Origin of the sequence: Pseudomonas sp. MF6751 (assembly GCF_016613265.1) — a bacterium.
GTDB classification, from domain to species: Bacteria; Pseudomonadota; Gammaproteobacteria; order Pseudomonadales; family Pseudomonadaceae; genus Aquipseudomonas; species Aquipseudomonas fluorescens_BV.
In genome coordinates, this window is record NZ_JAENSV010000033.1 from 13,180 (window position 1) to 37,165 (window position 23,986).

Annotated in this window: 22 protein-coding genes; 13 read left to right on the forward strand and 9 right to left on the reverse strand. The window is 61.4% G+C overall.

The genetic code is table 11. From position 1 onward, the window contains the following. Nucleotides 1–26: 26 nt before the first annotated feature. Entirely contained in the window at nucleotides 27–1,463 is a 1,437-nt protein-coding gene (locus JJD66_RS21305) for a hypothetical protein (protein WP_200648960.1), read from the forward strand. Nucleotides 1,464–1,470: 7 nt separating this feature from the next. Here the strand turns inward: JJD66_RS21305 and JJD66_RS21310 are convergent, their stop codons facing one another. Then, complete coding sequence (locus tag JJD66_RS21310; RefSeq protein ID WP_200648961.1) at nucleotides 1,471–2,244, reverse strand: nucleotidyltransferase domain-containing protein; 774 nt, start codon at nucleotides 2,242–2,244, stop codon at nucleotides 1,471–1,473. After that, nucleotides 2,241–2,720, reverse strand: a complete 480-nt coding sequence (locus JJD66_RS21315; protein ID WP_200648962.1) for an AAA family ATPase — start codon at nucleotides 2,718–2,720, stop codon at nucleotides 2,241–2,243. Before JJD66_RS21315 ends, JJD66_RS21310 begins: the two co-directional genes overlap by 4 nt. Before the next feature lie 726 nt (nucleotides 2,721–3,446). Between JJD66_RS21315 and JJD66_RS21320 the strand changes: the two genes are divergently transcribed. Next, on the forward strand, nucleotides 3,447–3,872 hold the full coding sequence (locus JJD66_RS21320) for a DUF2231 domain-containing protein (RefSeq protein WP_054921373.1): 426 nt from the start codon (nucleotides 3,447–3,449) through the stop codon (nucleotides 3,870–3,872). Then, nucleotides 3,869–5,161 carry a PQQ-dependent sugar dehydrogenase gene (locus tag JJD66_RS21325; protein ID WP_200648963.1) on the forward strand — a complete coding sequence of 431 codons (1,293 nt, stop codon included), beginning with the start codon at nucleotides 3,869–3,871 and terminating at the stop codon, nucleotides 5,159–5,161. Before JJD66_RS21320 ends, JJD66_RS21325 begins: the two co-directional genes overlap by 4 nt. A gap of 30 nt (nucleotides 5,162–5,191) precedes the next feature. Here the strand turns inward: JJD66_RS21325 and JJD66_RS21330 are convergent, their stop codons facing one another. Then, nucleotides 5,192–6,100, reverse strand: coding sequence for a LysR substrate-binding domain-containing protein (locus JJD66_RS21330; RefSeq protein ID WP_200648964.1), 909 nt, complete (start codon nucleotides 6,098–6,100; stop codon nucleotides 5,192–5,194). 92 nt (nucleotides 6,101–6,192) lie between these two features. On the opposite strand from JJD66_RS21330, the gene JJD66_RS21335 reads away from it, so the two are divergent. Together JJD66_RS21335 and JJD66_RS21340 are read left to right on the forward strand one after the other, a co-directional pair. Further along, nucleotides 6,193–7,176 carry a DMT family transporter gene (locus tag JJD66_RS21335; RefSeq protein ID WP_200648965.1) on the forward strand — a complete coding sequence of 328 codons (984 nt, stop codon included), beginning with the start codon at nucleotides 6,193–6,195 and terminating at the stop codon, nucleotides 7,174–7,176. Then, nucleotides 7,173–8,018 (forward strand): alpha/beta fold hydrolase, encoded by an 846-nt coding sequence (locus JJD66_RS21340; RefSeq protein ID WP_200648966.1) that lies wholly within the window; start codon nucleotides 7,173–7,175, stop codon nucleotides 8,016–8,018. Before JJD66_RS21335 ends, JJD66_RS21340 begins: the two co-directional genes overlap by 4 nt. Here the strand turns inward: JJD66_RS21340 and JJD66_RS21345 are convergent. After that, entirely contained in the window at nucleotides 8,005–9,408 is a 1,404-nt protein-coding gene (locus JJD66_RS21345) for an MFS transporter (RefSeq protein ID WP_200648967.1), read from the reverse strand. The genes JJD66_RS21340 and JJD66_RS21345 overlap by 14 nt on opposite strands. Before the next feature lie 143 nt (nucleotides 9,409–9,551). Beyond that, complete coding sequence (locus tag JJD66_RS21350; protein ID WP_200648968.1) at nucleotides 9,552–10,082, reverse strand: GNAT family N-acetyltransferase; 531 nt, start codon at nucleotides 10,080–10,082, stop codon at nucleotides 9,552–9,554. Between the two features lie 576 nt (nucleotides 10,083–10,658). Between JJD66_RS21350 and proP the strand changes: the two genes are divergently transcribed. Beyond that, on the forward strand, nucleotides 10,659–12,161 hold the full coding sequence (proP, locus tag JJD66_RS21355; RefSeq protein WP_014718644.1) for a glycine betaine/L-proline transporter ProP: 1,503 nt from the start codon (nucleotides 10,659–10,661) through the stop codon (nucleotides 12,159–12,161). A gap of 53 nt (nucleotides 12,162–12,214) precedes the next feature. Beyond that, nucleotides 12,215–12,721 carry a GAF domain-containing protein gene (locus JJD66_RS21360; RefSeq protein WP_105226979.1) on the forward strand — a complete coding sequence of 169 codons (507 nt, stop codon included), beginning with the start codon at nucleotides 12,215–12,217 and terminating at the stop codon, nucleotides 12,719–12,721. Here JJD66_RS21360 and JJD66_RS21365 read toward each other — a convergent pair. Next, nucleotides 12,696–13,619 carry an AraC family transcriptional regulator gene (locus tag JJD66_RS21365; RefSeq protein ID WP_198716567.1) on the reverse strand — a complete coding sequence of 308 codons (924 nt, stop codon included), beginning with the start codon at nucleotides 13,617–13,619 and terminating at the stop codon, nucleotides 12,696–12,698. The two genes, JJD66_RS21360 and JJD66_RS21365, sit on opposite strands and share 26 nt — an antisense overlap. A gap of 163 nt (nucleotides 13,620–13,782) precedes the next feature. Here JJD66_RS21365 and JJD66_RS21370 point away from each other — a divergent pair, with 163 nt between their 5' ends. Both JJD66_RS21370 and JJD66_RS21375 read left to right on the forward strand, forming a co-directional pair. Next, on the forward strand, nucleotides 13,783–14,805 hold the full coding sequence (locus JJD66_RS21370; RefSeq protein WP_200648969.1) for an alpha/beta hydrolase: 1,023 nt from the start codon (nucleotides 13,783–13,785) through the stop codon (nucleotides 14,803–14,805). Further along, entirely contained in the window at nucleotides 14,802–15,992 is a 1,191-nt protein-coding gene (locus JJD66_RS21375) for an MFS transporter (protein WP_200648970.1), read from the forward strand. Before JJD66_RS21370 ends, JJD66_RS21375 begins: the two co-directional genes overlap by 4 nt. On the opposite strand, the gene JJD66_RS21380 is transcribed toward JJD66_RS21375, so the two are convergent. Beyond that, nucleotides 15,985–16,806 carry an AraC family transcriptional regulator gene (locus JJD66_RS21380; RefSeq protein ID WP_198716564.1) on the reverse strand — a complete coding sequence of 274 codons (822 nt, stop codon included), beginning with the start codon at nucleotides 16,804–16,806 and terminating at the stop codon, nucleotides 15,985–15,987. The genes JJD66_RS21375 and JJD66_RS21380 overlap by 8 nt on opposite strands. 102 nt (nucleotides 16,807–16,908) lie before the next feature. Here JJD66_RS21380 and JJD66_RS21385 point away from each other — a divergent pair, with 102 nt between their 5' ends. Then, complete coding sequence (locus JJD66_RS21385; protein ID WP_003190861.1) at nucleotides 16,909–18,120, forward strand: MFS transporter; 1,212 nt, start codon at nucleotides 16,909–16,911, stop codon at nucleotides 18,118–18,120. A 263-nt stretch (nucleotides 18,121–18,383) separates the two neighbouring features. Here the strand turns inward: JJD66_RS21385 and JJD66_RS21390 are convergent, their stop codons facing one another. Continuing rightward, nucleotides 18,384–18,698 (reverse strand): DUF2834 domain-containing protein, encoded by a 315-nt coding sequence (locus JJD66_RS21390; RefSeq protein WP_200648971.1) that lies wholly within the window; start codon nucleotides 18,696–18,698, stop codon nucleotides 18,384–18,386. 191 nt (nucleotides 18,699–18,889) lie between these two features. On the opposite strand from JJD66_RS21390, the gene JJD66_RS21395 reads away from it, so the two are divergent. Continuing rightward, nucleotides 18,890–20,599, forward strand: a complete 1,710-nt coding sequence (locus JJD66_RS21395) for an amidase (protein ID WP_200648972.1) — start codon at nucleotides 18,890–18,892, stop codon at nucleotides 20,597–20,599. A 494-nt stretch (nucleotides 20,600–21,093) separates the two neighbouring features. Here JJD66_RS21395 and JJD66_RS21400 read toward each other — a convergent pair whose 3' ends face one another. Continuing rightward, the gene (locus JJD66_RS21400; RefSeq protein ID WP_200648973.1) at nucleotides 21,094–22,419 is read right to left on the reverse strand and encodes an aminotransferase-like domain-containing protein; all 1,326 of its coding nucleotides are present in this window, start codon (nucleotides 22,417–22,419) and stop codon (nucleotides 21,094–21,096) included. An 89-nt stretch (nucleotides 22,420–22,508) separates the two neighbouring features. Between JJD66_RS21400 and JJD66_RS21405 the strand changes: the two genes are divergently transcribed. Both JJD66_RS21405 and JJD66_RS21410 read left to right on the forward strand, forming a co-directional pair. After that, entirely contained in the window at nucleotides 22,509–23,399 is an 891-nt protein-coding gene (locus JJD66_RS21405; protein WP_198716203.1) for a DMT family transporter, read from the forward strand. Nucleotides 23,400–23,450: 51 nt separating this feature from the next. Next, entirely contained in the window at nucleotides 23,451–23,945 is a 495-nt protein-coding gene (locus JJD66_RS21410; RefSeq protein WP_054897340.1) for a PaaI family thioesterase, read from the forward strand. Nucleotides 23,946–23,986: the final 41 nt, after the last annotated feature.

Genomic DNA, 23,986 nt, shown 5'->3' on the forward strand with positions numbered 1-23,986 from the left:
AAGCCAGTAACAGGAGCGACAGTGCCATGAAGGACCATGATTCGATGAAACCCAGGCGTAAGACATTCAAGGCGCTTGTCGACATAGAACGCGACGGGGACGGGGACGGCTGGGTAACGTTGGATTGTTTCAGCACGGGACTATCACGTTCGCGCTTTTATGGCATAAAAAGAATCGGCGGTTTGCTTACCCTGCGTCTGTCTCTCTCTTACCTTTCGCAGCGTTTTCCAATCATTGAAAACTCCGAAAGCCAGTGGGTGCAACTCGGGGTAGCTTCCCATGCGAGCGAAAATTCGGTTGAAGCGTCAGTCGTGATGTTCGGGGATAACGCCGAGCCTGTCGTCCTGCACATTTACGACATCACTCCCCTCAAGTTGAGCGGAGACGAATATGACGCTTTCATGCTGGCGGACGCATCGCGCGCGCCTGAAACGCTCATCACCGGCATACTGGATGTCTCGTTGCAGGGCGCGGGCCAACTCTCGGTCGCTGCATATGATGTAGGTCAGGGTAACTGCAACGCGATCATTGATAAGTTTGAACATCCGCGCGTCTTTTTTGATTTGGGATGGGCGCCCAACTTTCATGCGCGGACGCGACCACCGCGCCAGCCAAATTTTTTCTCATGCGACTACGTTAGAGTTGCGCCCGTCGTTCTCTCTCATTGGGATATGGACCATTGGTCATACGCAATCGCCAGAAGCAAGTACAACCCTAAGAGCTTGACCACTCGGCACGAGTTTAACCGTAAGGCGCTGGCTCGCTTCTGGATTGCCCGCCCGCCCGAACGGCCAGAACACCAAGTTAGCCCACTAGCATTGAGTTTCTATGAAGCGCTGACAAAGACGCAGCTTATGCCCGGTATCTCGGCCATGCTTCTGTGGCCGGATAACTGCACACAGATACCGTTTTCCGAGGGCTGGCTCGAAGCGTGTGAGCCCACACGGCAGACTCCGGCTGACAGAAATAACACCGGAATCGCGCTGTTCGTCCAACCCAAGGGCCAAGGGCCGGCAATTCTCATGACAGGTGACGCCGACTTTCCGTCGATCCCCTCCCTCACAAGCAACCGGCAACTTGAGTTAGCCGGTATGGTGGCACCTCATCATGGGTCGAAGATAACGGTATCCGCTGTTCCCAATCCTAAGCCGGGCACCCCAATGAAGCTGGCTCTGTCCGTAGGCAAAGGAAATGAATACGGACACCCTGCCCAGGCATCGCTCGATGCGTATAAAGCTGCAGGATGGCATGGCACAGCGATGCTCACTCAAGACCGGCAGGTCTGCCAGGGTGACCACATCGACGAGCATGCTCATGGCAACATTCTGCTCAAGTTTTCGGTCGATGCAGAGGACCCAAAATGCGGTTGCTGTAGCGTACTTGGAGGTTGCTTGTGCATGACGCCAAGTACCGCCCCTCACATCCCACCGGTTGCCGGAGTGAAGCCCAGGCGCTTGCTTTAGGTCAAGATCATTGTGCCGCAACCAGCCAACTCAAAAATGCTCGTAATCGCGTGGTAAATACCTCGCGCTCCGCACTCGGGTTGCGTGCCTCAAACAGGAAGTACGCGATTTGCACACGCATGTTCGGGTAATGCAGAGCAAACAGGCCGACGTACTCTTCCAGGGTTTGCGGCCAGATTTGCGCGTCTTCCGCTCGCAGGGTATGGGTAGCCCGAATCAATGCCCGCGCGGCTTCCCGCTGCAAGCGATAGCGCGTGTGTTCAGTGCTGGCCTGTTCGATGCGCAACAGGTACGCCGTAAGCGCCTGTTCAAAATCGCCGTTGACCGCCAAGGCGATGGCGCGGGACGGGCGAAACGGTTCGACGTGCAGTGACAGGTCTTCGCCCCAGAGACAGCGGCAATGATGTTTGAGCCAGAAGCCCCAACTGTTTAGGTTTTCAGGCGCCAACACCTGGGCGCGGTGACCGATGTCGAAGTCGATCTTGGTGACTTGGGGATACCGTTGCTCCAAGGCGAGTCGGGCTGACTCCAACTGTTCAAGCACCGGCGCATCCGGTGGTTCGATCAGTATCAGGGAAAGGTCAAGATCAGAAGTGCCGATCTCTCCTTCGCCCCGTGCGATGCTGCCATACAGGTAAATCCCGAGCAGCCCGAACTCAGGCCGGGACAAGGTAGCGCAAACGTCCGCCAGCAGGGGCTGGAACTCGGGTTGTATAGGCCCATCAGCGACGGTGAGGATATAGCCGTCGGCATCGATGCCTGCAGGTTTTTGGATGTTCACGGGCGGTGCACCTCAATCACCAGACCTTCCTCTTCCCTCGGCACACTGAAATGGCGAGTGATCAGGTCAAACTCGGCATCGGTGGCGGCAAAATCATGTTCACCTCGGGCATTGCGCGCATGCAGGCGCGCACGACAGGTGGCATCGTCCAGCTCCAGGTAATGCAGGCAATGCGGCACCTTGGCTGCCTGGGCCAGGCCGAGCAACCATTGACGATTGGCGAGGGTATTGGCCGGAAAATCCAGCACCACATTGACGCCGCACGCCAACAGATCGATCACCAGCGGCTCAAGTACTCCACGAACCTGCTGGGCACAGCGCAGGTAGTCGGCAATGCTCTGGATCTCGCCAGGGTAGAGACTGGCCAGCCACTGGTCTTCGCTGAGCACAATGGCTGCGTGCTCGGTGGCAAGGGTCTTGGCGAGTGTGGACTTACCGGAGGCGATCTTGCCGCAGAGCAGATGCAGGGTGGGCATAACGCGATTCCTCATGTCGGGCCAGGAAGGATGAGTCATATAGCCTCTGTGGTAAACATATGCAGGCAAGGTATCTACATAACGTTTTGAGCTGTAGCAGCAGACGGCAACCACGATGCGAAGCGAGCCGCTCTTGATCTGCTTTTGATCTTGATCTCAGGCGCCCCGTTAAACCACGCTGGCCGGAATTCGACAGGGATTTGGGGGGTAAACCGGCAGGGATGCCGGTTTAGCCGCCCCGCGCCATGGATGGCGCGTGGCGGCGGCCCCCCAAATCACTGGCGGATTACGGGCACACCGAGCCTAGGCGAGGTGCCGAGTGGTGGGGCAAGAGCGTTTTGCTTACTTTTGCGCTTTTCAAAAGTGAGCCGCCGTCAGGGCGGAACCCTAGGTGGCCGTTACCTAAATAACGGATATGTACCCGGTCCAACTGTGTTGACTGCCAGGCCGCCTTCGCAGGCAAGCCAGCTCCCACAGTTTGATTGCGGAGTGTCAGGTAGATCTGTGTCGGCTGTCAGGCCGTCACGGGAGCAAGCTCCCTCGCCACAGGTTCAGCGACGCACCAAAATTGTGTAGATACCTATGCATATGCAGGGGAACGCCGGATCGAAACACACCTCGACACGCCATCCCAGTGAACTTTCTTACAAGTGCCATGCTCCTTTCCTATGCGAAGTCAGCGCGCCCTGAGTCCAGGGTGCAGAACGATAAGGAGCCGCCACCAACATGACTACCCTCTCCACTTACCCCGTCGTCAGGCCTGGGCCGTTGCATGGCACTTTGCTTGCCGGCACCGTGCCGTTGTTTCTCGGGGCCTTGCTCAGTGATATCGCCTACGGCCAGACCTACCAGATTCAATGGGCCAATTTTGCCTCCTGGCTGATCGCCGGGGCGCTGGTGTTCTGTGGTTTTGCCCTGCTGTTTGCACTGGTCAACCTGGTGCGCGCCGAACACAAGGGCGGGCGCCCGGTGGCGTACTTCCTGCTGTTGTTGGGCACATGGGTGCTTGGGCTGGTGAACGCCTTTCAACATGCCAAGGATGCCTACGCCATGATGCCTGCTGGCCTGGTGCTGTCGGCGATCGTCACCGTGCTGGCGATTGTCGCCACCTGGATCGGCTTGACCAACCTGCGCTCAGGAGCTGCCCGATGAAACCACTCAACACACTGACCCTGCTCAGCGCCGCCCTGTTGCTGAGTGCCTGTGGCGGCGAAGGTGACAAGACCCAGGCGCGCGGCCCTGACCCCAAGCTGCCCGAACAACAAAGCAGCCTGTTGCCGAGCATGAAGATTGCCGAGCCCACGCCGTGGGGCGAGCAAAAGCCCAAGGTGCCCGAAGGCTACAGCGTCACCGCCATCGCCACCGACCTTGCGATCCCGCGCCAGACCCTGGTGCTGCCCAACGGCGATATCCTGGTGGCCGAAGGCCGTGGCGGCAGTGCGGCCAAGCTCAAGCCCAAGGACGTGATCGCCAGTGTGATCAAGGCCCAGGGCAACACCAAGGTCAAGGGCGGCAACCGCATTACGCTGCTGCGTGACGCCGACGGTGACGGCACCTATGAACTCAAGACGGTATTCGCCGACAACCTCAACGCTCCCTACGGGCTGGCATTCGCCGACGGCAAACTGTATGTGGCCAACCAGGACGCACTGGTGCGCTTTGACTACGCCGACGGCCAGACCAAGGCCAGCGCCCCGCCCGTCAAAGTCACCGACCTGCCGGCGCAGATCAACCATCACTGGACCAAGTCGTTGGCTGTGAGTGAGGACGGGCGTCAGCTGTATGTGGGCATCGGTTCCAACAGCAACATCACCGAACGCGGCATGGAAGTGGAGATCGACCGCGCTATGGTCTGGCAGATCGATGCGGCCACCGGTGCACACAAACCCTACGCCACGGGCTTGCGCAACCCGACGGCACTGACTATCCAACCGGGCACCGGGCAACTGTGGACGGTGGTCAACGAGCGCGATGAACTGGGCCCCGATCTGGTGCCGGACTACCTGACGTCGGTGCGTGAAGGTGCCTTCTACGGCTGGCCCTACAGCTACTGGGGCCAGAACGTCGACCCCCGCGCGCAACCGCAGAACCCGGCCAAGGTGGCTGCGGCGATCAAGCCCGATTACAGCCTGGGCTCCCATGTGGCCGCGTTGGGCGTGGATTTCTCCATCCCTGCCATGGGTGAAAAATTCGCTGACGGCGCGTTTGTCGGCGAGCACGGCAGTTGGAACCGTGACAACCCAGTGGGCTACAAGGTGATCTTCGTACCGTTCAGCAACGGCAAGCCGGCGGGCGAGCCCATCGACTTTGCCACCGGCTTTCGCGGCGACGATGGCAAGACCCGTGGGCGTCCAGTGGGGGTGACGGTGGACCCCAAAGGCGCGCTGATCATTGCCGACGACTTGGCCAATACGATTTGGCGCGTCACGCGTAACCAATAACCGCAGATGACAGGGGCTGCGACGCCCCTGTCAGCCGTCACTTTGCAATTGTGCGTCAAGCCAGGCCAACAACGCCGTGACCTCCTCCCGACTGCCCGCCCCTTGCTGCCTGTAGACCGAAATAGCCTCGGGCAACAACACGCTTTCTGCGCAGGGCCGCACCAGCGCCCCACTCTCTATCAACCGGCTTGCGGTACGACGCCAACCCATGGCGATACCGTGCCCTTCCACGGCGGCTTGCAACATCAGCGGGTAACTGTCGAAGGTGGCACTGCGTGCATCCCTGGCCAGCGTGTGGCCGAACATCTGCAGCCACTCATCCCACTCCATCAAATGCGGAGGCTCGGAGCTGTGGTGCAGAAATGTGCAGGGCTTTAATTCAGCCAGTGATAACGGTTGTTCCGGGCAGAGGTAGCTGGGGCTGCACACCGGGAACACCTCGTCCGAAGCGGTAAACATCAGCGTATGGCTCCCACTGGCGCGCCGGGTACTTTGCAGGGCCACATCGAAATGCCCGTCGAACTGTGTGATCGGCCGCGTGCAGGTCACCACCTGGATCTCGATCTGCGGGTATTGCTGGTGGAAGGTTGCCAGGCGCGGCATCAACCAATAGAACGCCTCGCATAGCTGGCACAGCAGTACCACGCGATTGCGCTGGGGCGATGTTCTCAGACTGACCGCGCCCTCACTGATGCTGTGCAAGGCCAGGCTGACCACCCGCCCCAGCTCACGCCCTTCTTGCGTCAGGAACACTCCACGGTTGCGCCGACAAAACAGCTGGACCCCCAGGTTGTCCTCCAGCCCGCGGATCTGCCGACTGACAGCCGCCTGGGTGATGTGCAATTCATCGGCCGCCTTGGAGAAACTCTCCAGGCGCGCCGCCGCTTCAAACGGCAATAAGCTGGCCAGAGGCGGTAAGGTTTTGCCAAGTGCATTCATAATCTGTGGTTATGCATCCGAGGCCGAAAACTCGTTTGTAGCACAGCCGCAGCGCTGGGCACCATGAATCCCTCACTTCATGGATCAGCCTGATGACCACCGCCCGTGCCTCACTCTTTACCGGTGTGATATTTGCCGTTGTCGCCACCCTTGGCTGGGCGCTGAACTTCATTGCGCCCTACGTCACGGGCGTCTACAGCCTCTACGACTTGATGGCCGTACGGTTTCTGATGGCCGGTGGGCTGGGCCTCGTCTGGATGATGGTGTGCAGGGCGCAATTGAGTGTACTCAGCACCGGCCAGTGCGTGCTCGCGGCAACACTGGGCGCACTGGGTTGCCTCGGTTATGGCGTGTGCATTGCTGCCGGAGTGATGTTCGGCGGCCCGGTGCTGACGCCAGCGTTTGTCGGCATGGTCCCGGTGCTACTGGCGTTGATAGGCAACGCCAGTCACAAGACCCTGCAATGGCGCCAGTTGGTGATGCCGTTGTCCTGCCTCACCGTGGGGCTGTTGCTGGCCACGGTCAGCAGCCTCCAACTGCCCGCCTCCGGCACCGGTTCCTGGCTGGCGGCTTTGTGCTTCTCCCTGGGCGCAGTGGCCTTGTGGCTGGGGTTCAGCGTCATCAATCAACAGCAACTGGCGCGCCTGCCAGCCAGCGCAACCGGCCTGTGGACTGCCCTGATGCTGGTAGGCGCAGGCGGCGCGGCGCTGTGCCTGCTGCCATGGCTATACGCGCTGGGCTTGTTCCGGTTGCCGACCCTTGGCGCGGCTTGGAGCCAGGCATGGCCGCTGTATGCCTGGAGCCTGGGCATCGCGGTAATGTCTACGGTGGTCGGCGCCTGGGCCTGGAACGCGGCAACGCGGCGCCTGCCCATGGTACTGAGCGGTCAGTTGATTGCCCTGGAATCACTCTTCGCCAGCCTGCTCGGTCTAGGCTTTCACCAGCGCTGGCCGACGCCAATGGAAGCCGTGGGCCTGGCTGCCGTGCTCGTCGGCGTGGTCATGGCGGTTCGTATCCTCCTGGCGCAGGCAAAACCCGCCACAACCCATCAGACCTTAGGGGAGACTCAACCATGACCCATTCAAACGACGCACTGGCACTGCCCCACACCTTTGACTTCCGCACTCAAGCCGTGCGCTGGGGCCAGCTGGGTACCCAGGGGCCGGCGCTGGTGATGGTGCATGGCACGCCGTTCTCCTCCCATGTGTGGCGGCGTATCGCGCCCTTGTTTGCCCAGCAGTACCGCGTGTTCTATTACGACCTGCTTGGCTATGGCCAGTCTGAACAGGCGCCGGGCCAGGACGTGTCTCTGGGCGTGCAAAACCTGTTGCTCGCCGCCCTGCTGCACCATTGGGGCCTGGAACGCCCCCATGTGCTGGCCCATGATTTTGGCGGTGCCACGGCGCTGCGTGCGCATCTGCTCGATGACTGCGACTATGCCAGCCTGACCTTGATCGACCCCGTCGCCATGGCGCCCTGGGGTTCGCCGCTGGTGCAGCATGTGCGCCGCCATGAACAGGCGTTCAGCGACGCGCCGGCCTATATCCATGAGGCGATTGTGCGTGCCTATCTACAGGGCGCCGCCTTCACGCCGCTACCTGCCGAGGTGCTGCTCGCCTACGTAACGCCCTGGACAGGCGAGATTGGCCAGCCCGCCTTCTATCGCCAGATTGCGCAAATGGACCAGCGCTATACCGACCAGATTGAAGACCGGCTCACCGGGCTGCGTTGCCCGGTGCAATTGCTCTGGGGAGAGGAGGACCAATGGATCAACGTGGCACAGGGCGATGCGCTCGCAGATAGATTAGGTGCACGCTACCTGCGCGTCCCGCGTGCGGGGCATCTTATGCAAGAGGACGCGCCCGAGGTCATCACCGCTGCCTTGATGACCTTTCTAGCCAGCGTTACAGATCAGTGATTTCCTTGTGGCGCGGCACCAGCGTCTTCATCACGCTCCAGGCCACCAGGTAAGCCAGGGCGCAGATGGCAAACATGATCATGTAGCCGGTATGGATGTCGTTGATGGACTTGTAATAGTCGAACACCCAGCCCCCGATCTTGGTCATGAGCACGCCGCCCAGGCCACCGGCCATGCCGCCAATGCCGACCACCGAGGCCACGGTTTTCTGCGGGAACATATCGGATACGGTGGTGAAAATGTTGCATGACCACGCCTGGTGTGCCGAAGCGCCCACACCGATCAGCAGCACCGGCACCCAGAAGCTCAGGTAACCCAACGGCTGCGCCAGCAACACCACCAGCGGGAACAGCGCAATCACCAGCATGGCTTTCATGCGCCCGTCATAGGGGGCATCGCCGCGCGCCATGAAATAGCTGGGGAACCAGCCGCCGCCAATACTGCCGACCATGGTCATGCTGTACAGCACCGCCAGCGGCATCACGATATCGGCGCCTTTCATGCCGTATTGGGCAGACAGGTAGGTGGGCAACCAGAACAGGAAAAACCACCACACGCCGTCGGTCATGAACTTGCCGAAGGCAAACGCCCAGGTCTGGCGGTAGGTCAACAATTTGAACCAGGAGACTTTCTTCCCTACGGTGCCCGTCGGTGCCGGGGTGAACGGCTGTACGGTCTGGTCGCTGCGAATGTAGGCCAGCTCTTCAGGTGACAGGCGTTTTTGCTGTTCCGGTTTTTCATACACGGCGGCCCACACGGCAACCCAGACAAAACCCAGCATACCGATGACCATAAACGCCGCCTCCCAGCCCCACATACCAGCAATCAGTGGCACACAGATTGGCGCCAGGATCGCACCGACGTTAGCCCCGGAGTTGAAGATGCCGGTGGCCAGGGAGCGTTCTTTCTTGGGGAAATATTCGGCAGTGGCCTTGATCGCAATCGGAAAGTTACCCGCTTCGCCAATCGCCAATACCGCCCGTGAGAGCATGAAACCGGCAATGGACACCGGGATTACGGCCAGGCCAATGGCACCACTGACCGCCGCGATGCCCTCGCCCATCGGCACCGAAAACGCATGCATGATCGCGCCAGTGGACCAGATGCCAATGGCTACCACATAGGCGGCCTTGGTGCCGATCCTGTCGACGAAGCGCCCGGCAAACAGCATGGAAATGGCGTAGACAAACTGGAACACCGCCGCGATGTTGGCGTAATCGGTGTTGCTCCAGCCAAACTGCGTTGACAGTTGCGGTGCCAAGAGGCTGAGCACCTGGCGGTCGAGGTAATTGACCGTGGTCGCGAAAAACAACATCGCGCAGATCGTCCAGCGATAGCTGCCGACCGCCTGGCCGACACGAAGGGCACTGATGGGCTCGTTCAGATTCATGGCATCACTTTTTATTTTTGTTAGGTAGGACATATGTAACGTCATATGTCGTCGTACAACTGCGAGTTTTATAGCGAGACGCCCTCGCAGTGTCAATCGCAAAGATTGCCGCTTATCCAGGATTTAGGTGAAACCGAACAATGTCAGTGCTGTGCAGTTGTAGGATGACAAACCCTGAGCACCAGGCTGGGCGCTTGACCGGGGACATCATCCAGCAGGCCAAAGCGTTGCATGCCGAGCTTCTCCAATACGCGGATCGACGCCGCATGATCGGGCCGCACTAACCCGAAGACTTCCGGTAGCGATAGCGTGTCGAACGCGAGCGCCAGGGCGTCACGACCCAGCTCAGTGGCATACCCCTGCCCCCAGGCCTCCACAGCCAAGCGATAGCCAAGGTTGATGCGCCGCTGCGTCAGGTAATTAAGGGGCGCGATGCCGCCAAACCCGATGATGTGGTCGGGGGTCTCTTTGCCGGCAATCGCCCACCAGCCGTAGCCCTGGGAAGCCCATTGTTCCAGCCAGTGATCCAATAGCCGTTGTGCCGCCCCCAGGTTGGGCAGCGGGCCGGCAGGATTGAACAGGTTGGTCTGTGGATCGCCGAAAATCGCGAACAATCGCTGAACGTCTGCGGGTCGTGGTTGGCGGTGGGTAAGGCGTGAATAGCTGCATGGCATATGAAAGACTTCCCTGCTTTGCCTGACTAACAATGACAATTCCCCTGTGGGAGCGCTCGAGCTTTAGCGAGGCCGCGATGGCGATAGTTCAGGCAACACAAATGCCAACAGTACCGCCGCCCTCGTCACCTCGCCGGGGCTCGACAACTCCCACATCGGTTATGCGCCTGGCACAAATCCCTGTGGGAGCGGGCTTGCCCGCGAAAGCGGAGTGCCAGTCACTGAATTTTTAACTGAACCACCGCTTTCGCAGGCAAGCCAGCTCCCACATTGGTCATGTACTACCCACAAAATCTGCGCCTGACCCAGATCCCCTGTGGGAGCGGGCTTGCCCGCGAAAGCGGAGTGCCAGGCACTGAATTTTTGACTGAACCACCGCTTTCGCAGGCAAGCCAGCTCCCACATTTGATCTGTTTTGCCGCAAGTTATGCATAAGCCTCGAAAACCGACGTTTCATCCCATGCGAGAAAAAATACACAAAGCGGTGAATTATTTCGTGTCCACTTGTATCTGAACTGACAGAGCGGTGCCATCGTAGCGATGGCACCTCCCCTGTTCAGCTTTTGAGTGGCCCGCATGAAACTACGTAAAAAACGCGTCAAACCCATCGGATTGAAAGACATCACCATTGTCGACGACAACAAGATGCGCAAGGCGATCACCGCCGCCGCACTTGGCAATGCCATGGAATGGTTCGACTTTGGCGTCTATGGCTTTGTCGCCTATGTGCTGGGCAAGGTGTTCTTCCCCGACGCTTCCCCCAGCGTGCAGATGATCGCAGCACTGGCCACCTTCTCCGTACCTTTCCTGATTCGCCCGCTGGGCGGCCTGTTCTTCGGCGCACTGGGCGATAAGTACGGGCGGCAAAAAGTCCTGGCCGCCACCATCGTGATCATGTCCTTGAGCACCTTTGCCATCGGCTTGATCCCCGGCTATGCCTCCATTGGCATCTGGGCCCCGATCCTGTTGCTGCTGTGCAAAATGGCCCAGGGTTTCTCGGTGGGCGGCGAGTACACCGGCGCGTCGATTTTCGTGGCTGAGTACGCCCCGGACCGCAAGCGCGGCTTCCTTGGCAGTTGGCTGGACTTCGGCTCCATCGCCGGTTTCGTGCTCGGCGCGGGTGTGGTGGTGTTGATCTCCACCGTGCTCGGTGAAGCAGAATTCGAGGCTTGGGGCTGGCGCCTGCCGTTCTTCCTCGCCCTGCCCCTGGGCATCATCGGCCTGTACCTGCGCCACGCGCTGGAAGAGACCCCGGCGTTTCAACAGCATGTCGACAAACTCGAACAGGGTGACCGCGAAGGCTTGAGCCACGGCCCTAAAGTCTCGTTCAAGGAAATCGCCACCAAGCACTGGCGTAGCCTGCTGACCTGCATCGGTATCGTCGCGGCCACCAACGTGACCTACTACATGCTACTCACCTACATGCCGAGCTACCTGTCCCACAACCTGCACTATGCCGAAAACAGCGGCGTGCTGATCATCATCGCGATCATGGTCGGTATGTTGTTCGTGCAGCCGTTCATTGGTTTTGTCAGCGACAAGATCGGCCGCAAGCCTTTCATCATCGCCGGCAGCATTGGCCTGCTGTTCCTGTCGATCCCGGCCTTCATGCTGATCACCAGTGGCAAGACCGGCCTGATTTTCGGCGGCCTGTTGATTCTGGCGGTGGTGCTGAACTTCTTTATCGGCGTGATGGCGTCGACCTTGCCAGCAATGTTCCCCACCCACCTGCGCTACAGCGCCCTGGCCAGTGCGTTCAACGTCTCGGTACTGATCGCCGGTGTTACGCCGACCGCCGTGGCCTGGCTGGTGGAGAGCACCAACGACCTGTACATGCCCGCCTATTACCTGATGGTGTTTGCAGTGGTTGGACTGATCACGGGCCTGACCATGAAGGAAACCGCCAACAAGCCCCTGCGTGGCGCAGCCCCGGCAGCTTCCGACATGGAAGAAGCCAAGGAGCTGCTGCAGGAGCATCACGACAATATCGAGCAGAAGATCGAAGACATCGATGCCGAGATTGCCGCGCTGCAGACCAAGCGGGAAAACCTGGTACAGCAACACCCGCGCATCAACTAATAACCTGACTGTGCGTGGTCGCGGCCTGCGACCACGCCATTGGAGCGTTCAGCATGGTTTCAAGCGTCACCGCCGCACACAGGTTACTCAGCGCAGACGAGCGCGCCGCGATTGCCGAAATTGAAGCAACCACCAACATTCTCAAGCTGGTCACCCGTCTGACCGGGATGAGGTTCGCCGGCATCGCCAAGTTCACCGATCTGGAATGGGTGGTGTGTTCGGCCTACGACCCGCTGCAAATGGGCATCAACGTCGACGACGTACTCGACCTTGAAACCACCCTGTGCAGTGAGTTCTGCATCAACCCACACACCCTGTTCATTCCCCAGATCAGCCAGAACGGCCGTTTCGCGTCACGCCCGGTGGTCAAGCAATACGCCATCGAAAGCTACGCCGGCGCGCCGATCTTCCTGCCCGATGGCCGCCTGTTCGGGGCGCTGTGTGCGCTGGACTCACGGGCCATGCTGTTCGACGACCCGAACCTGCCGGAAACCCTGAGCCTGTTCGCACGGCTGATTGGCTGCATCTTCTACGCTAATCTGACCCCTGCGGATCACTGACACCCGCCCTGCCCCGCAGTGTTGCCATATCACGCTTGGGCGGCACCCCGAACAGCCGGCTGTACTCACGGCTGAATTGCGACGGGCTCTCATACCCGACTTTGAACGCGGCACTGGACACATCCTGGTGCTCGTTCAACATCAATCGTCGTGCTTCATTCAGACGCAGCCATTTCTGGTATTGCAGCGGGCTCATCGCGGTCAGTTGCCGGAAGTGATGGTGAAAGGTCGCCGCGCTCATTTGCACCCGCGCTGCCAGCTCTTCCACACGCAGGGCTGCGTCGAAATTCAACTTCAGCCAGTCGATCGCCTTGGCAATTCGATAGCCCTGCCCGTCCACCGAGCAGATCTGGCGCAGTCGGCCGGCCTGGTCGCTTTTCAATAGCCGGTAATGAATCTCGCGCTGGATCAATGGCGCGAGTACCGGAATAGCCTCGGGTTCATCCAGCAACGCCACCAGGCGCGCGAATGCGGCCAGCATGCCGTCGGTGACCGTGCCGATCCCCACGCCCTTCATGACTGCGCGCTCACGCACCGGTGGCAAGCCACCCTGGGCGATCAGCTCGGCGAGCATGCGCAGGTCCAGCTTGAACGTCAGCCCCAGGCACGGCTGCTCGGGGCTGGCCGCCAGCACCTCGGAATTGGCCGGGATGTCCAGCGATGTCACCAGGAACCGCGACGTGTCGTAGGGGTAGCCCTCGCCGCCGACCCACAACTGCTTCTCGCCCTGGGCCACCAGCACGATGCACGGCTCAACCATGCACACCACTGGCGCAGCGGGTTGCTCACGCCGATAAAAGCCCAGGCCGGAGATCGGCATGGCGTAGTCGCCGGACGACGGCGTGCGCGAACCAATCGACTGGATCAGCGCGTTCAGTGGGGTGGGAGTGGACGTCATGACAGACCCTTTCAATGCTTCATTGCACTTTACCCGCGCAAGCCACGGGCGTCGTCACCTGGCACTGAAACTCAGAGGATCAGGCAAATAATCCACTCAAATGCACTACAGAAGCCCTGCCGTCACCCGGAAAATGTGCGAACACTTCACGAGGAACATCCCTATGAAACGCCTCTTGCTCGCCCTGGGTTTGCTGGTGACTTCTCTTTCTTCATTTGGAGCCGATATGTCTAACGGTGCGGATAACTTCTACAGCAGCGACACAGTGGCGGCCGAACCTGTCACCTTCAACAATCAATACGGCATGCAGGTCGCAGGCACGCTGTTCATGCCCAGGCACCTTGCCCCAGGCTCAAAGCACGCAGCCCTGGTCGTCGGCCACCCGATGGGCGCCGTCAAAGAGCAAAGCGCCAACCTCTACGCGACCAAAATGGCTGAACAGGGTTTCGTGACCCTGTCCCTGGACCTGTCGTTCTGGGGCCAAAGCGCCGGCACACCACGCAACGCGGTGTTGCCCGACCTCTACGTGGAAGACTTCAGCGCCGCCGTGGACTTTCTCGGCACTCGCCCACAGGTCGACCGGGAACGCATCGGTGCCATCGGCATTTGTGGCAGCGGCAGTTTTGTGATCAGTGCTGCGAAGATCGATCCGCGTCTCAAGGCAATCGCCACCGTCAGCATGTACGACATGGGCGCGGCCAACCGCAATGGCCTCAAGCACGGCATGACCTTGCAACAGCGCCAGCAGATCCTGCGCCAGGCCGCCAACCAGCGCTATGTAGAGTTCCAGGGCGGCGAGACCCTCTACACCGGTGGCACGCCGCAGAGCCTTACCGGCGACCCGGTCGGCGACGAGTTCTACGACTTCTACCGCACCTCCCGCGGCGAAGTCACCCCGGCAGGCGCCTCATCGCAGACCACCACCCGGCCGACGCTGACCAGTAACGTCAAGTTCATGAACTTCTACCCCTTCAACGATATCGAGACGATCTCGCCACGCCCACTGCTGCTGATTACCGGGGCCAACGCGCACTCCCGTGAATTCAGTGAAGACGCCTATCAACGCGCCGCCGAGCCCAAGCAATTGCTGATCATCCCCAACGCCGGCCATGTAGACCTGTACGACCGCGTCGAACTGATCCCGTTTGACACGCTCACCACCTTCTTCCAGAGCCACTTGCAGTGAGGTCCGTTACCCCTCGACCGCAACGCTGGGGCGCGGTGCTGGCGATGTCGCTCGCGGCGTTTGCCTTGGTCGCCTCCGAGTTCATGCCGGTCAGCCTGCTCACACCGCTGGCCGCTGACTTGCACATCACTGAAGGCCAGGCCGGCCAGGGCATTTCCGTGTCCGGGGTGTTTGCCTTGCTCACCAGCCTGGTGATCGCGGCGGTTGCCGCGCGGATGGATCGCAAGCGCCTGCTGATGGCCCTGACCCTGCTGATGATCGTCTCTGGCAGCGTGGTGGCGTTCGCACCAAATTACGCGGTGTTCATGCTCGGGCGCGCATTGATTGGGGTGGCGATTGGCGGCTTCTGGTCGCTGTCGGCGGCCACGGCAATGCGCCTGGTCGAGCCCGCCCAAGTGCCAAGGGCCTTGGCCATCGTCAACGGTGGCAACGCCCTGGCGACGGTGATCGCGGCGCCGCTGGGCAGCTTTCTTGGCGGCCTGATTGGCTGGCGCGGCGCATTCTTTTGCGTGGTGCCAGTGGCCGTGATTGCGCTGGCCTGGCTGTGGCTGAGCTTGCCGGCGCTCAAGCACAGCGGCACGGCGGCCACCGGCAATGCGCTGCGCCTGCTGAAAAACGCCAAGGTGGCCTTGGGCATGTGCGCCGTCAGCCTGTTCTTCATGGGCCAGTTCATGCTGTTCACTTACCTGCGACCATTCCTGGAAGGCGTGACCCGGGTCGAGGTGTCCACCCTGTCGCTGATGCTGCTGGTGCTCGGCCTGGCCGGCCTGGCGGGTACGGTGTTGATTGAGCATTTGCTAAAGCGTCACCTGTACCCGACGCTGATTGCCATTCCGTTGATCATGGCCGGCATTGCCCTTGCGCTGGTGGGGTTCGGCGGTTCAGCGATTGTCACCACCCTGCTGTTGGGCTGCTGGGGCCTGGTAGCGACAGCTGCACCGGTTGGCTGGTGGACATGGCTGGCACGCACCTTGCCCGACGACGCCGAGGCCGGCGGGGGGTTGATGGTCGCCATCATCCAGTTGGCGATTGCCGCCGGTGCCACCGTCGGTGGCGTGGCATTCGACTTGTGCGGCTACCGGGCCACCTTCGAGCTGAGCGCCGCCTTGCTGGTAGTCGCCACGCTGCTGGCTTACCTGGCATCCCGCCGCCCTGCTCATGCGCCCATGGCGAGCGACGCTACTTGAAAAAATGACTCGGCGTTTTACCAAACTGTTTCTTGAACATGCTGGTAAAAGCGCTGGGGCTTTCGTAGCCCAATTCAAACGCCACATCAATGATCTTCTCCCCCACCGCAATGCGCTCCAGCGCCAGCAGCAACCGCGCCTGCTGGCGCCATTGGCCGAAGGTCATGCCGGTTTCCTTGCGGAACAGGCGCTGGATGGTGGTCTGGTCCAATCCCAACCGCGCACTCCAGTCGGCGACGGTGGAGGCATCACTCGGCTCATCCTGCAACGCCAGGCAAATCGGTCTCAGACGCGGGTCGGCAGGCTGGGGCAGCGACAGCGGCAAGGCCGGGAGAATGGCCAGTTCGTCAAGAATCAGGTGCATGATCCGCGCGTCGCGTGAATCCTCGGCATACGGCGGCTTCAAGCTCACCGAGGCCTTGATCAGTTCACTCAGCAGCGGCGAAACCGTCACCGTCTTGGGCTCGGCCGGCAGGTTGGGGAAGCTGTCCGGGCGCACGAACACGCTGCGCATCTTCAGCGTACCCACGCAACGCAGTGAGTGAACTTGACCGCAAGGCATCCAAAAGCCACGATTGGGCGGCACCGTCCATTGCCTCAGGGCCGAGTACACCACCATCACACCGCCAATGGCGTACAGCAGTTGGTGCTTGTTGTGGCTGTGTTCGGGGATCACCCAGTTTTCGGGGTAATCGGTGGCCGAACTGATGACGGCCCAGTCGCCCTCATCGATCTCTCGCAGAAATTTATCCAGTGATTTGATCATTTCGCCCTTTTTGCGATGGTTTCTGCCCGAATTGCGCGAGACAGGCATTGGCGCCGAATCTAGCATAAACGCCGAGTCCAGATGGAGTGGCGGTTCACATCACCGCCGCCCGCCTCCACGCCTGTCAGCTGCCTTGTACGGAATGCCCGCATGTCCACAGTCACAGCGTCACCCGCCGCACCTTCGACCAGCCCGCAAGTAAGCCCCTTAGTCATGCGCGTCCTGGGCGCCTGTGCCCTGGCGCACCTGATCAATGACTTGATCCAGGCTGTGCTGCCATCGATCTACCCGATGCTCAAGGCCAACTACGGCCTGAGCTTCACCCAGGTCGGCCTGATCACCCTGACCTTCCAGTTGACCGCCTCCCTGCTACAACCGTGGATCGGCTACCACACCGACCGCCACCCCAAACCCTGGTTATTACCAGCGGGCATGGTGTGCACCTTGATCGGCATCCTGATGCTGGCCTTTGTCGGCAACTTCCCGGCGATATTGCTCGCGGCGGCGCTGGTGGGTGTGGGCTCATCGACCTTCCACCCGGAAACCTCCCGCGTCGCACGCCTGGCTTCCGGTGGGCGCTACGGCTTGGCGCAATCGACCTTCCAGGTCGGCGGCAACACCGGCAGCGCTTTCGGCCCGTTGCTGGCGGCGGCGATCATCATTCCCTACGGCCAAAGCCACATTGCCTGGTTCGGCCTGTTTGCGGTGTTCGCCATCCTGGTGCTGTACGGTTTGAGCCGCTGGTACCGCCACCACCTCAACCTGTTCAAGCTCAAGCAAGGCAGCCAGGCGACCCACGGTTTGTCCAAAGGCCGCGTGACCTTCGCCCTGGTGGTATTGGCTGTGCTGGTGTTTTCCAAATACTGGTACATGACCAGCCTGACCAGTTACTTCACGTTCTACCTGATCGAGAAATTCCAGCTGTCGGTGGCCAGCTCGCAGATGTACCTGTTCCTGTTCCTCGGCGCGGTGGCCGTGGGCACCTTCGCCGGCGGCCCGATCGGCGACAAGATCGGCCGCAAGAAAGTCATCTGGTTCTCGATCCTCGGCGCCGCACCGTTCACCCTGGCCCTGCCCTACGTCGACCTGTTCTGGACCGCCGTGCTCAGCGTGGTCATCGGCTTTATCATCGCCTCGGCATTCTCGGCCATCGTGGTGTTTGCCCAGGAACTGGTGCCGGGCAATGTGGGCATGATCGCCGGGATATTCTTCGGCCTGATGTTCGGCTTCAGCGGGATCGGCGCGGCGCTGCTCGGGATGCTCGCTGACCATCACGGCATCGAATATGTGTACAAGCTGTGCTCGTTCCTGCCGCTGGTGGGCATCCTCACGGTACTGTTGCCGTCGACCAAAGGCGTTTGATCGATCACATCGCCCCATAGCGGTAGTTTTCTACAACTTTGGGGCGACGCGGGACCTGTGGCGAGGGAGCTTGCTCCCGTGACGGCCTGACAGTCGGCGCATATTTATCTGACACCACTAGATCCAAATGTGGGATCGCGGTGCTTCAGGTATAGAAGCGTCAACTGTCAGGCCGCCATCGCAGGCAAGCCAGCTCCCACTTTGGATCGTCGTGCGTCAGGTAGATCAGCGTCGCTGGCAGGTCGTTACGGGAGCAACAAGCCTCACTTCATGGCCCGACGAGAAAACCCATTAACCACGATATAAAGCAGCGGCCCTACCGACACAAACACTGCCGTCAGTAAAAAATACGGCAGCACTGAGACCATCGACCGCCCTCGCCCACGCGCATCCCGGTACATCCACACACACGCCAGCACCGCCATCAGATACAGGTCAATCACCACCTGCGCCGTATCGGGCCGGGACATCAGTTCCCATCCAAATGCCGGCAGTGATTGCTCGGCCGTGAGCATGGTCGCCAGGGTATAGACGGTAAATCCCAGCAAGGCCGCCAGGGCGATATAAGGTCTGTGCATGGTTTCTTCCTTGAAGTGCTACGTTAATCAACGCGGCCACCTTAGCGACAAGAGGCTGCCGCTCGCAATCCTGCTGACGTCTTTCTCGAGATGTCCTGCGCGCCGCCTACACGAAGTATGCCGCGCTGGTTTTGTGAAATATCTGTACGTAGACTGCCGCCATACCCCCACTTGAAGGCGGCGAAAAAAACGTGATGCAAGTTACTGAAGTCTCCATTGCCCAATTGCGCGCTGCGCTTGAAGCCGGCCAGACCACGGCAGTTGAACTGGTGCAGGCGTACCTGGCGCGGATCGATGCCTACGATGGCCCGCAGACGGCCACTGCACTGAACGCCGTGGTGGTACGCAACCCCGATGCGCTCAAAGAAGCCCAGGCGTCTGATGCACGCCGCGCCAAGGGGCAAATCCTGGGGCCGCTGGATGGTATCCCCTACACGGCCAAGGACAGTTACCTGGTCAAAGGGTTGACGGCTGCATCCGGCAGCCCGGCGTTTGCCAAACTGGTGGCCCAGCGCGATGCCTTCACCATTGAGCGTCTGCGTGCCGGTGGCGCTATCTGCCTGGGCAAGACCAACATGCCGCCAATGGCCAATGGCGGTATGCAGCGTGGCGTGTACGGTCGCGCCGAAAGCCCCTACAACGCCGACTACCTCACCGCGCCGTTTGCGTCGGGTTCCTCCAACGGCGCTGGTACCGCCACCGCCGCCAGCTTTGCCGCGTTCGGGCTGGCTGAAGAAACCTGGTCCAGCGGTCGCGGCCCGGCCTCCAATAATGGCCTGTGTGCCTACACGCCGTCCCGTGGCGTGATTTCGGTGCGCGGCAACTGGCCGCTGACCCCGACCATGGACGTGGTGGTGCCCTACGCGCGCACCATGGCCGACCTGCTGGAAGTGCTCGACGTCGTGGTGGCCGAAGACCCGGACACACGTGGTGACCTGTGGCGCCTGCAACCCTGGGTGCCGATCCCCAGCGTCACCTCGGTGCGCCCGGTGTCCTACGCGGCGCTGGCAGTCGACAGCGAAAACCTGGCCGGCAAGCGCTTTGGCGTGCCGCGCATGTACATCAACGCCGACCCGGAGGCTGGCACCAGCGAAAAACCCGGTATCGGCGGCCCGACCGGACAAAAGATCCACACCCGCGCCACGGTGATCGAACTGTGGCAAGCCGCGCGCCAGGCATTGGAAGCGGCGGGTGCCGAAGTGATCGAAGTGGATTTCCCGCTGGTGTCCAACTGCGAAGGCGACCGCCCCGGCGCGCCGACGGTGTTTACCCGTGGCCTGGTCTCTAAAGAGTTCCTCCACGACGAACTGTGGGAGCTGTCTGCATGGGCCTTCGATGATTTCCTGCGTGCCAACGGCGACCCGCACCTGAACCGCCTGGCCGATGTGGACGGGCCGAGCATCTTCCCCCACGACCCCGGCACCCTGCCCAACCGTGAAGACGACCTGGCCGCCGGCATGGACGAATACGTGCGCATGGCCCAACGCGGCATCACGCCATGGGACCAGATCAGCACCGTGCCCGATGGCCTGCGCGGCCTGGAGCAAACCCGGCGCCTGGACCTGGAAGACTGGATGGACACCCTCGGGCTCGACGCCGTGCTGTTCCCCACCGTGGCCGACGTAGGCCCGGCGGATGCCGATGTGAACGAAACGTCTGCCGACATTGCCTGGAGCAACGGCGTGTGGGTGGCCAACGGCAACCTCGCCATCCGCCACCTGGGCGTGCCCACCGTCACCGTGCCGATGGGCGTGATGGCGGACATCGGCATGCCGGTGGGGCTGACCTTTGCCGGGCGTGCCTATGACGATTCGGCGCTGTTGCGCTTTGCCTCGGCGTTCGAAGCCACCGGCAGCAAACGGATGATCCCGCCGCGTACGCCACCATTGGCAGCCCGCTAAACGCGGTCACCTGTGGGAGCTGGCTTGCCTGCGATGGCGGCCGTTCAATCGACAGAGATGTCGAATGTGCCGCCCAAAGGTAACCACGATGCGAAGCGAGCCGCTCTTGATCTTGATCTGCTTTTGATCTTGATCTCAGGCGCCCCGTTAAACCACTCTGGCCGAACGCAGGCTTGAATTCGTGGGTAACCCGGCAGGACGCCGGGTTAGCCGCCCCGCGCCATGGATGGCGCGGGGCGGCGGCCCACGGATTCAAGCCTGCGTTCGGGCACACCGAGCCTAAGCGAGGTGCCGAGTGGTGGGGCAAGAGCGCTTTGGTTACTTTCGCGCTTTTCGAAAGTGACCCGCCGTCAGGCGGAACCCTAAGTGGCCGTTACCGCAGGAATGGATATGTACTCGGTATAACAGTGTCGGCTGTCAGGCCGCCATCGCAGGCAAGCCAGCTCCCACATTTTGCCCGTATTTCAAATCAAGCCCTGTGGCTATGTGTTCGCTCACCACGCCACCACCTTACGCACCGTCACCAGCGCCTCACGCAGCGCCGCCATGGGCACTGAGCCCAGGGCCAGGCGCAGCGCGTGGGGCACCTGGGCCGAGACCGCGAACGGTTCGGCGGTTGAAACCGAGATGCCTGCGCGCTGCAAGGTCATGGCGACCTGATCGGCACGGGCGTCTTCCGCCAACGGCAGCCACAGAAAGTAGGAGGACGGGTGACTGATGGTCTTCACGCCCCTCAGCACCTGTGCTGCCAACGCTTGACGGGCCTGTGCATCCGCGCGCTTTTGCGCCTCCAGTTGCGCCACCGTGCCGTCTTCGAGCCAGCCCACCGCAATCGCGCTCATCACCCCCGGCACGTTCCAGGTGGTAGCCATGATCGTGCGTTCCAAGCCGCTCACCCAAGCCATAGGCGCAGCGATAAAGCCCACGCGTAAACCGGTGGCGACACTCTTGGACAGCCCGCCGATGTACACCGTGCGCTCCGGTGCGAGGGTCGCCAAGGGCGGCGGCGCTTCTTCGGCGAGAAACGCATAGGCGCCATCCTCGATGATCATCAGGTTGCGCTGCCGGGCGATTGCCACCAAGCGCTCGCGCTGCGCCAGGCTCATCACCCAGCCCAGCGGGTTATGCAGGGTCGGCATGCTGTACACCGCTCGCACCGGGCGCTGGCGACACAGGCTGTGCAGGTGGTCCAGGTTCGGGCCGTTGGCCTTGACTGGGATGGCGACCAGTTCCAGGTGCAGGGTTTCGGCCAGCACCTTGAACCCCGAATAGGTCAGTGCATCCACCGCGACCACATCCCCAGGCTTGAGCAAGGTCATCATGCTCACCGCCAGGCCATGCTGGGCGCCGCTGACCACCAGCACCTGCTCGGCTTGCACCGTCAACCCTCGGTTCAACAAGTGCCGGGCCACGGCGGCGCGCTCGTGCACACGTCCGGCATGGGGCTGGTAACGCAGCAACGCCTCCAGGTCGCCAGACAGGGCGAGTTGGCGCAACGCCGTGCGCAGCAGCTCGGCCTGGCCCGGCAACGACGGGTAGTTGAAATTCAGGTCAAGCACACCCGTCGCAACCGTCATCTGCCCACTGCCCTGCCCCGGTGGCAAGGCAATCTCACGTACGAAGGTGCCGCGCCCGGTTTCGCCACTGACCAGGCCCATGGCTTCCAGCTCGCTGTACACCCGGCTGGCGGTGACCAGTGCCAGACCATGCTCGGCGGCCAAATGCCGATGGGTAGGCAACCGCGTGCCGGGCTGCAATTGGCCGCTGCGGATGGCCTCGGCGAAGGTATCGACCAGCGTCTTGTAGCGAGCACGAGGCATAGGGATGTATCCATGACAATTTTTTGATTGTCTTAATCTTCAATCCTAGGATGCCCAGCACGCAACTGCCATTTTCGGACAGGTCCCCCATGGAACGCACTTCTCCTCTCGGCACTCTGGACAGCAGCACCCAGGGTTGGATCAACGGTTTTATCGGCGTGGTGATTTTCAGCGGTTCGCTGCCAGCCACGCGCCTGGCGGTCATGGAGTTCGACCCGGTGTTCCTGACCATGGTCCGCGCCACCCTCGCGGCGCTACTGGGGTTGTGCCTATTGGGGGTATTCAAGGAAAAACGCCCCACGCGCCAGCAATGGGCACCGCTGGTTATCGTCGCGCTTGGCGTGGTGATCGGCTTTCCACTGCTGACGGCCCTGGCCCTGCAGTACGTGACCTCGGCCCACTCCATCGTCTTTATCGGCTTGCTGCCACTGGCTACGGCGGTGTTCGGTGTGCTGCGCGGCGGTGAGCGGCCGAGGCCGGTGTTCTGGTTGTTTTCGATCCTGGGCAGCCTGTTGGTGATGGGATATGCCGTTGCCCAAGGCTTGAGCGCCGCCCCCGCGGGCGATGTGCTGATGCTGTTGGCCGTGCTGGCATGCGGCCTGGGGTATGCCGAAGGCGCCAAGCTGTCGCGCAGCCTGGGCGGCTGGCAGGTGATCTGCTGGGCGCTGGTGGTGTCGCTGCCGGTGGTGGCGCCCTTGAGCCTGTTGTTGGCGCCGTCTACCCTCAGCGGTATCAGCTTGCCGGCCTGGTTGAGCCTGGGCTACGTGGCGGTGTTCAGCATGTTGATCGGCTTTGTATTCTGGTACCGCGGCCTGGCCCAGGGCGGGATTGCCGCGGTGGGCCAGTTGCAGTTGCTGCAACCGTTTTTCGGCCTGGCGCTGGCAGCGGGTTTGCTGCATGAACAGGTCAGCCTGGGAATGGTGCTGGTGACGGTGGCGGTGATCGGCTGCGTGGCCGGGGCGAAGAAGTTTGCTCGCTAACCCCTGGCCTGCTAAATAGAAGCGTCGCCCAAAAAATAACAAGGACTCTGCATGCACAGCGCTTCTCTCCAGGACACCACGGCGCCGGAAGGCATCTGCTACGGCTGCGGCAGCAGCAACCCTCATGGTCTGCACATCAAGAGCCGCTGGGATGACGATGGCGTACACGTCATTGCCGAGCATCAACCCGAGGCCAAATACAGCGGCTGGCCAGACCTGGTCTACGGCGGCCTGATCGCCATGCTGGTGGACTGCCACTCCAACTGGACCGCCATGGCCTACCACTACCGCGCCGAACAGCGTGAACCCGGCAGCCTGCCGCGTATCGACTGTGTCACCGGTAACCTGGGGATCAAATTCATCAAGCCCACGCCCATGGGTGTGCCCCTGGTCCTGCGGGCTCGGGTCGAAGGCGAAATCGGCCGCAAAAGCCGGGTGGTCTGCGAAGTGTATGCAGGCAGTGTGCTCACCGCCGTCGGCGACTCGGTGTTCGTGCGCGTCGACACCGGGCAACTGGCCGCCGCCGCCCATGGCCGCGAGGTTTGATCCTGGTCTACAGTGACGGCAACCGCTAATCGAGGACTGCA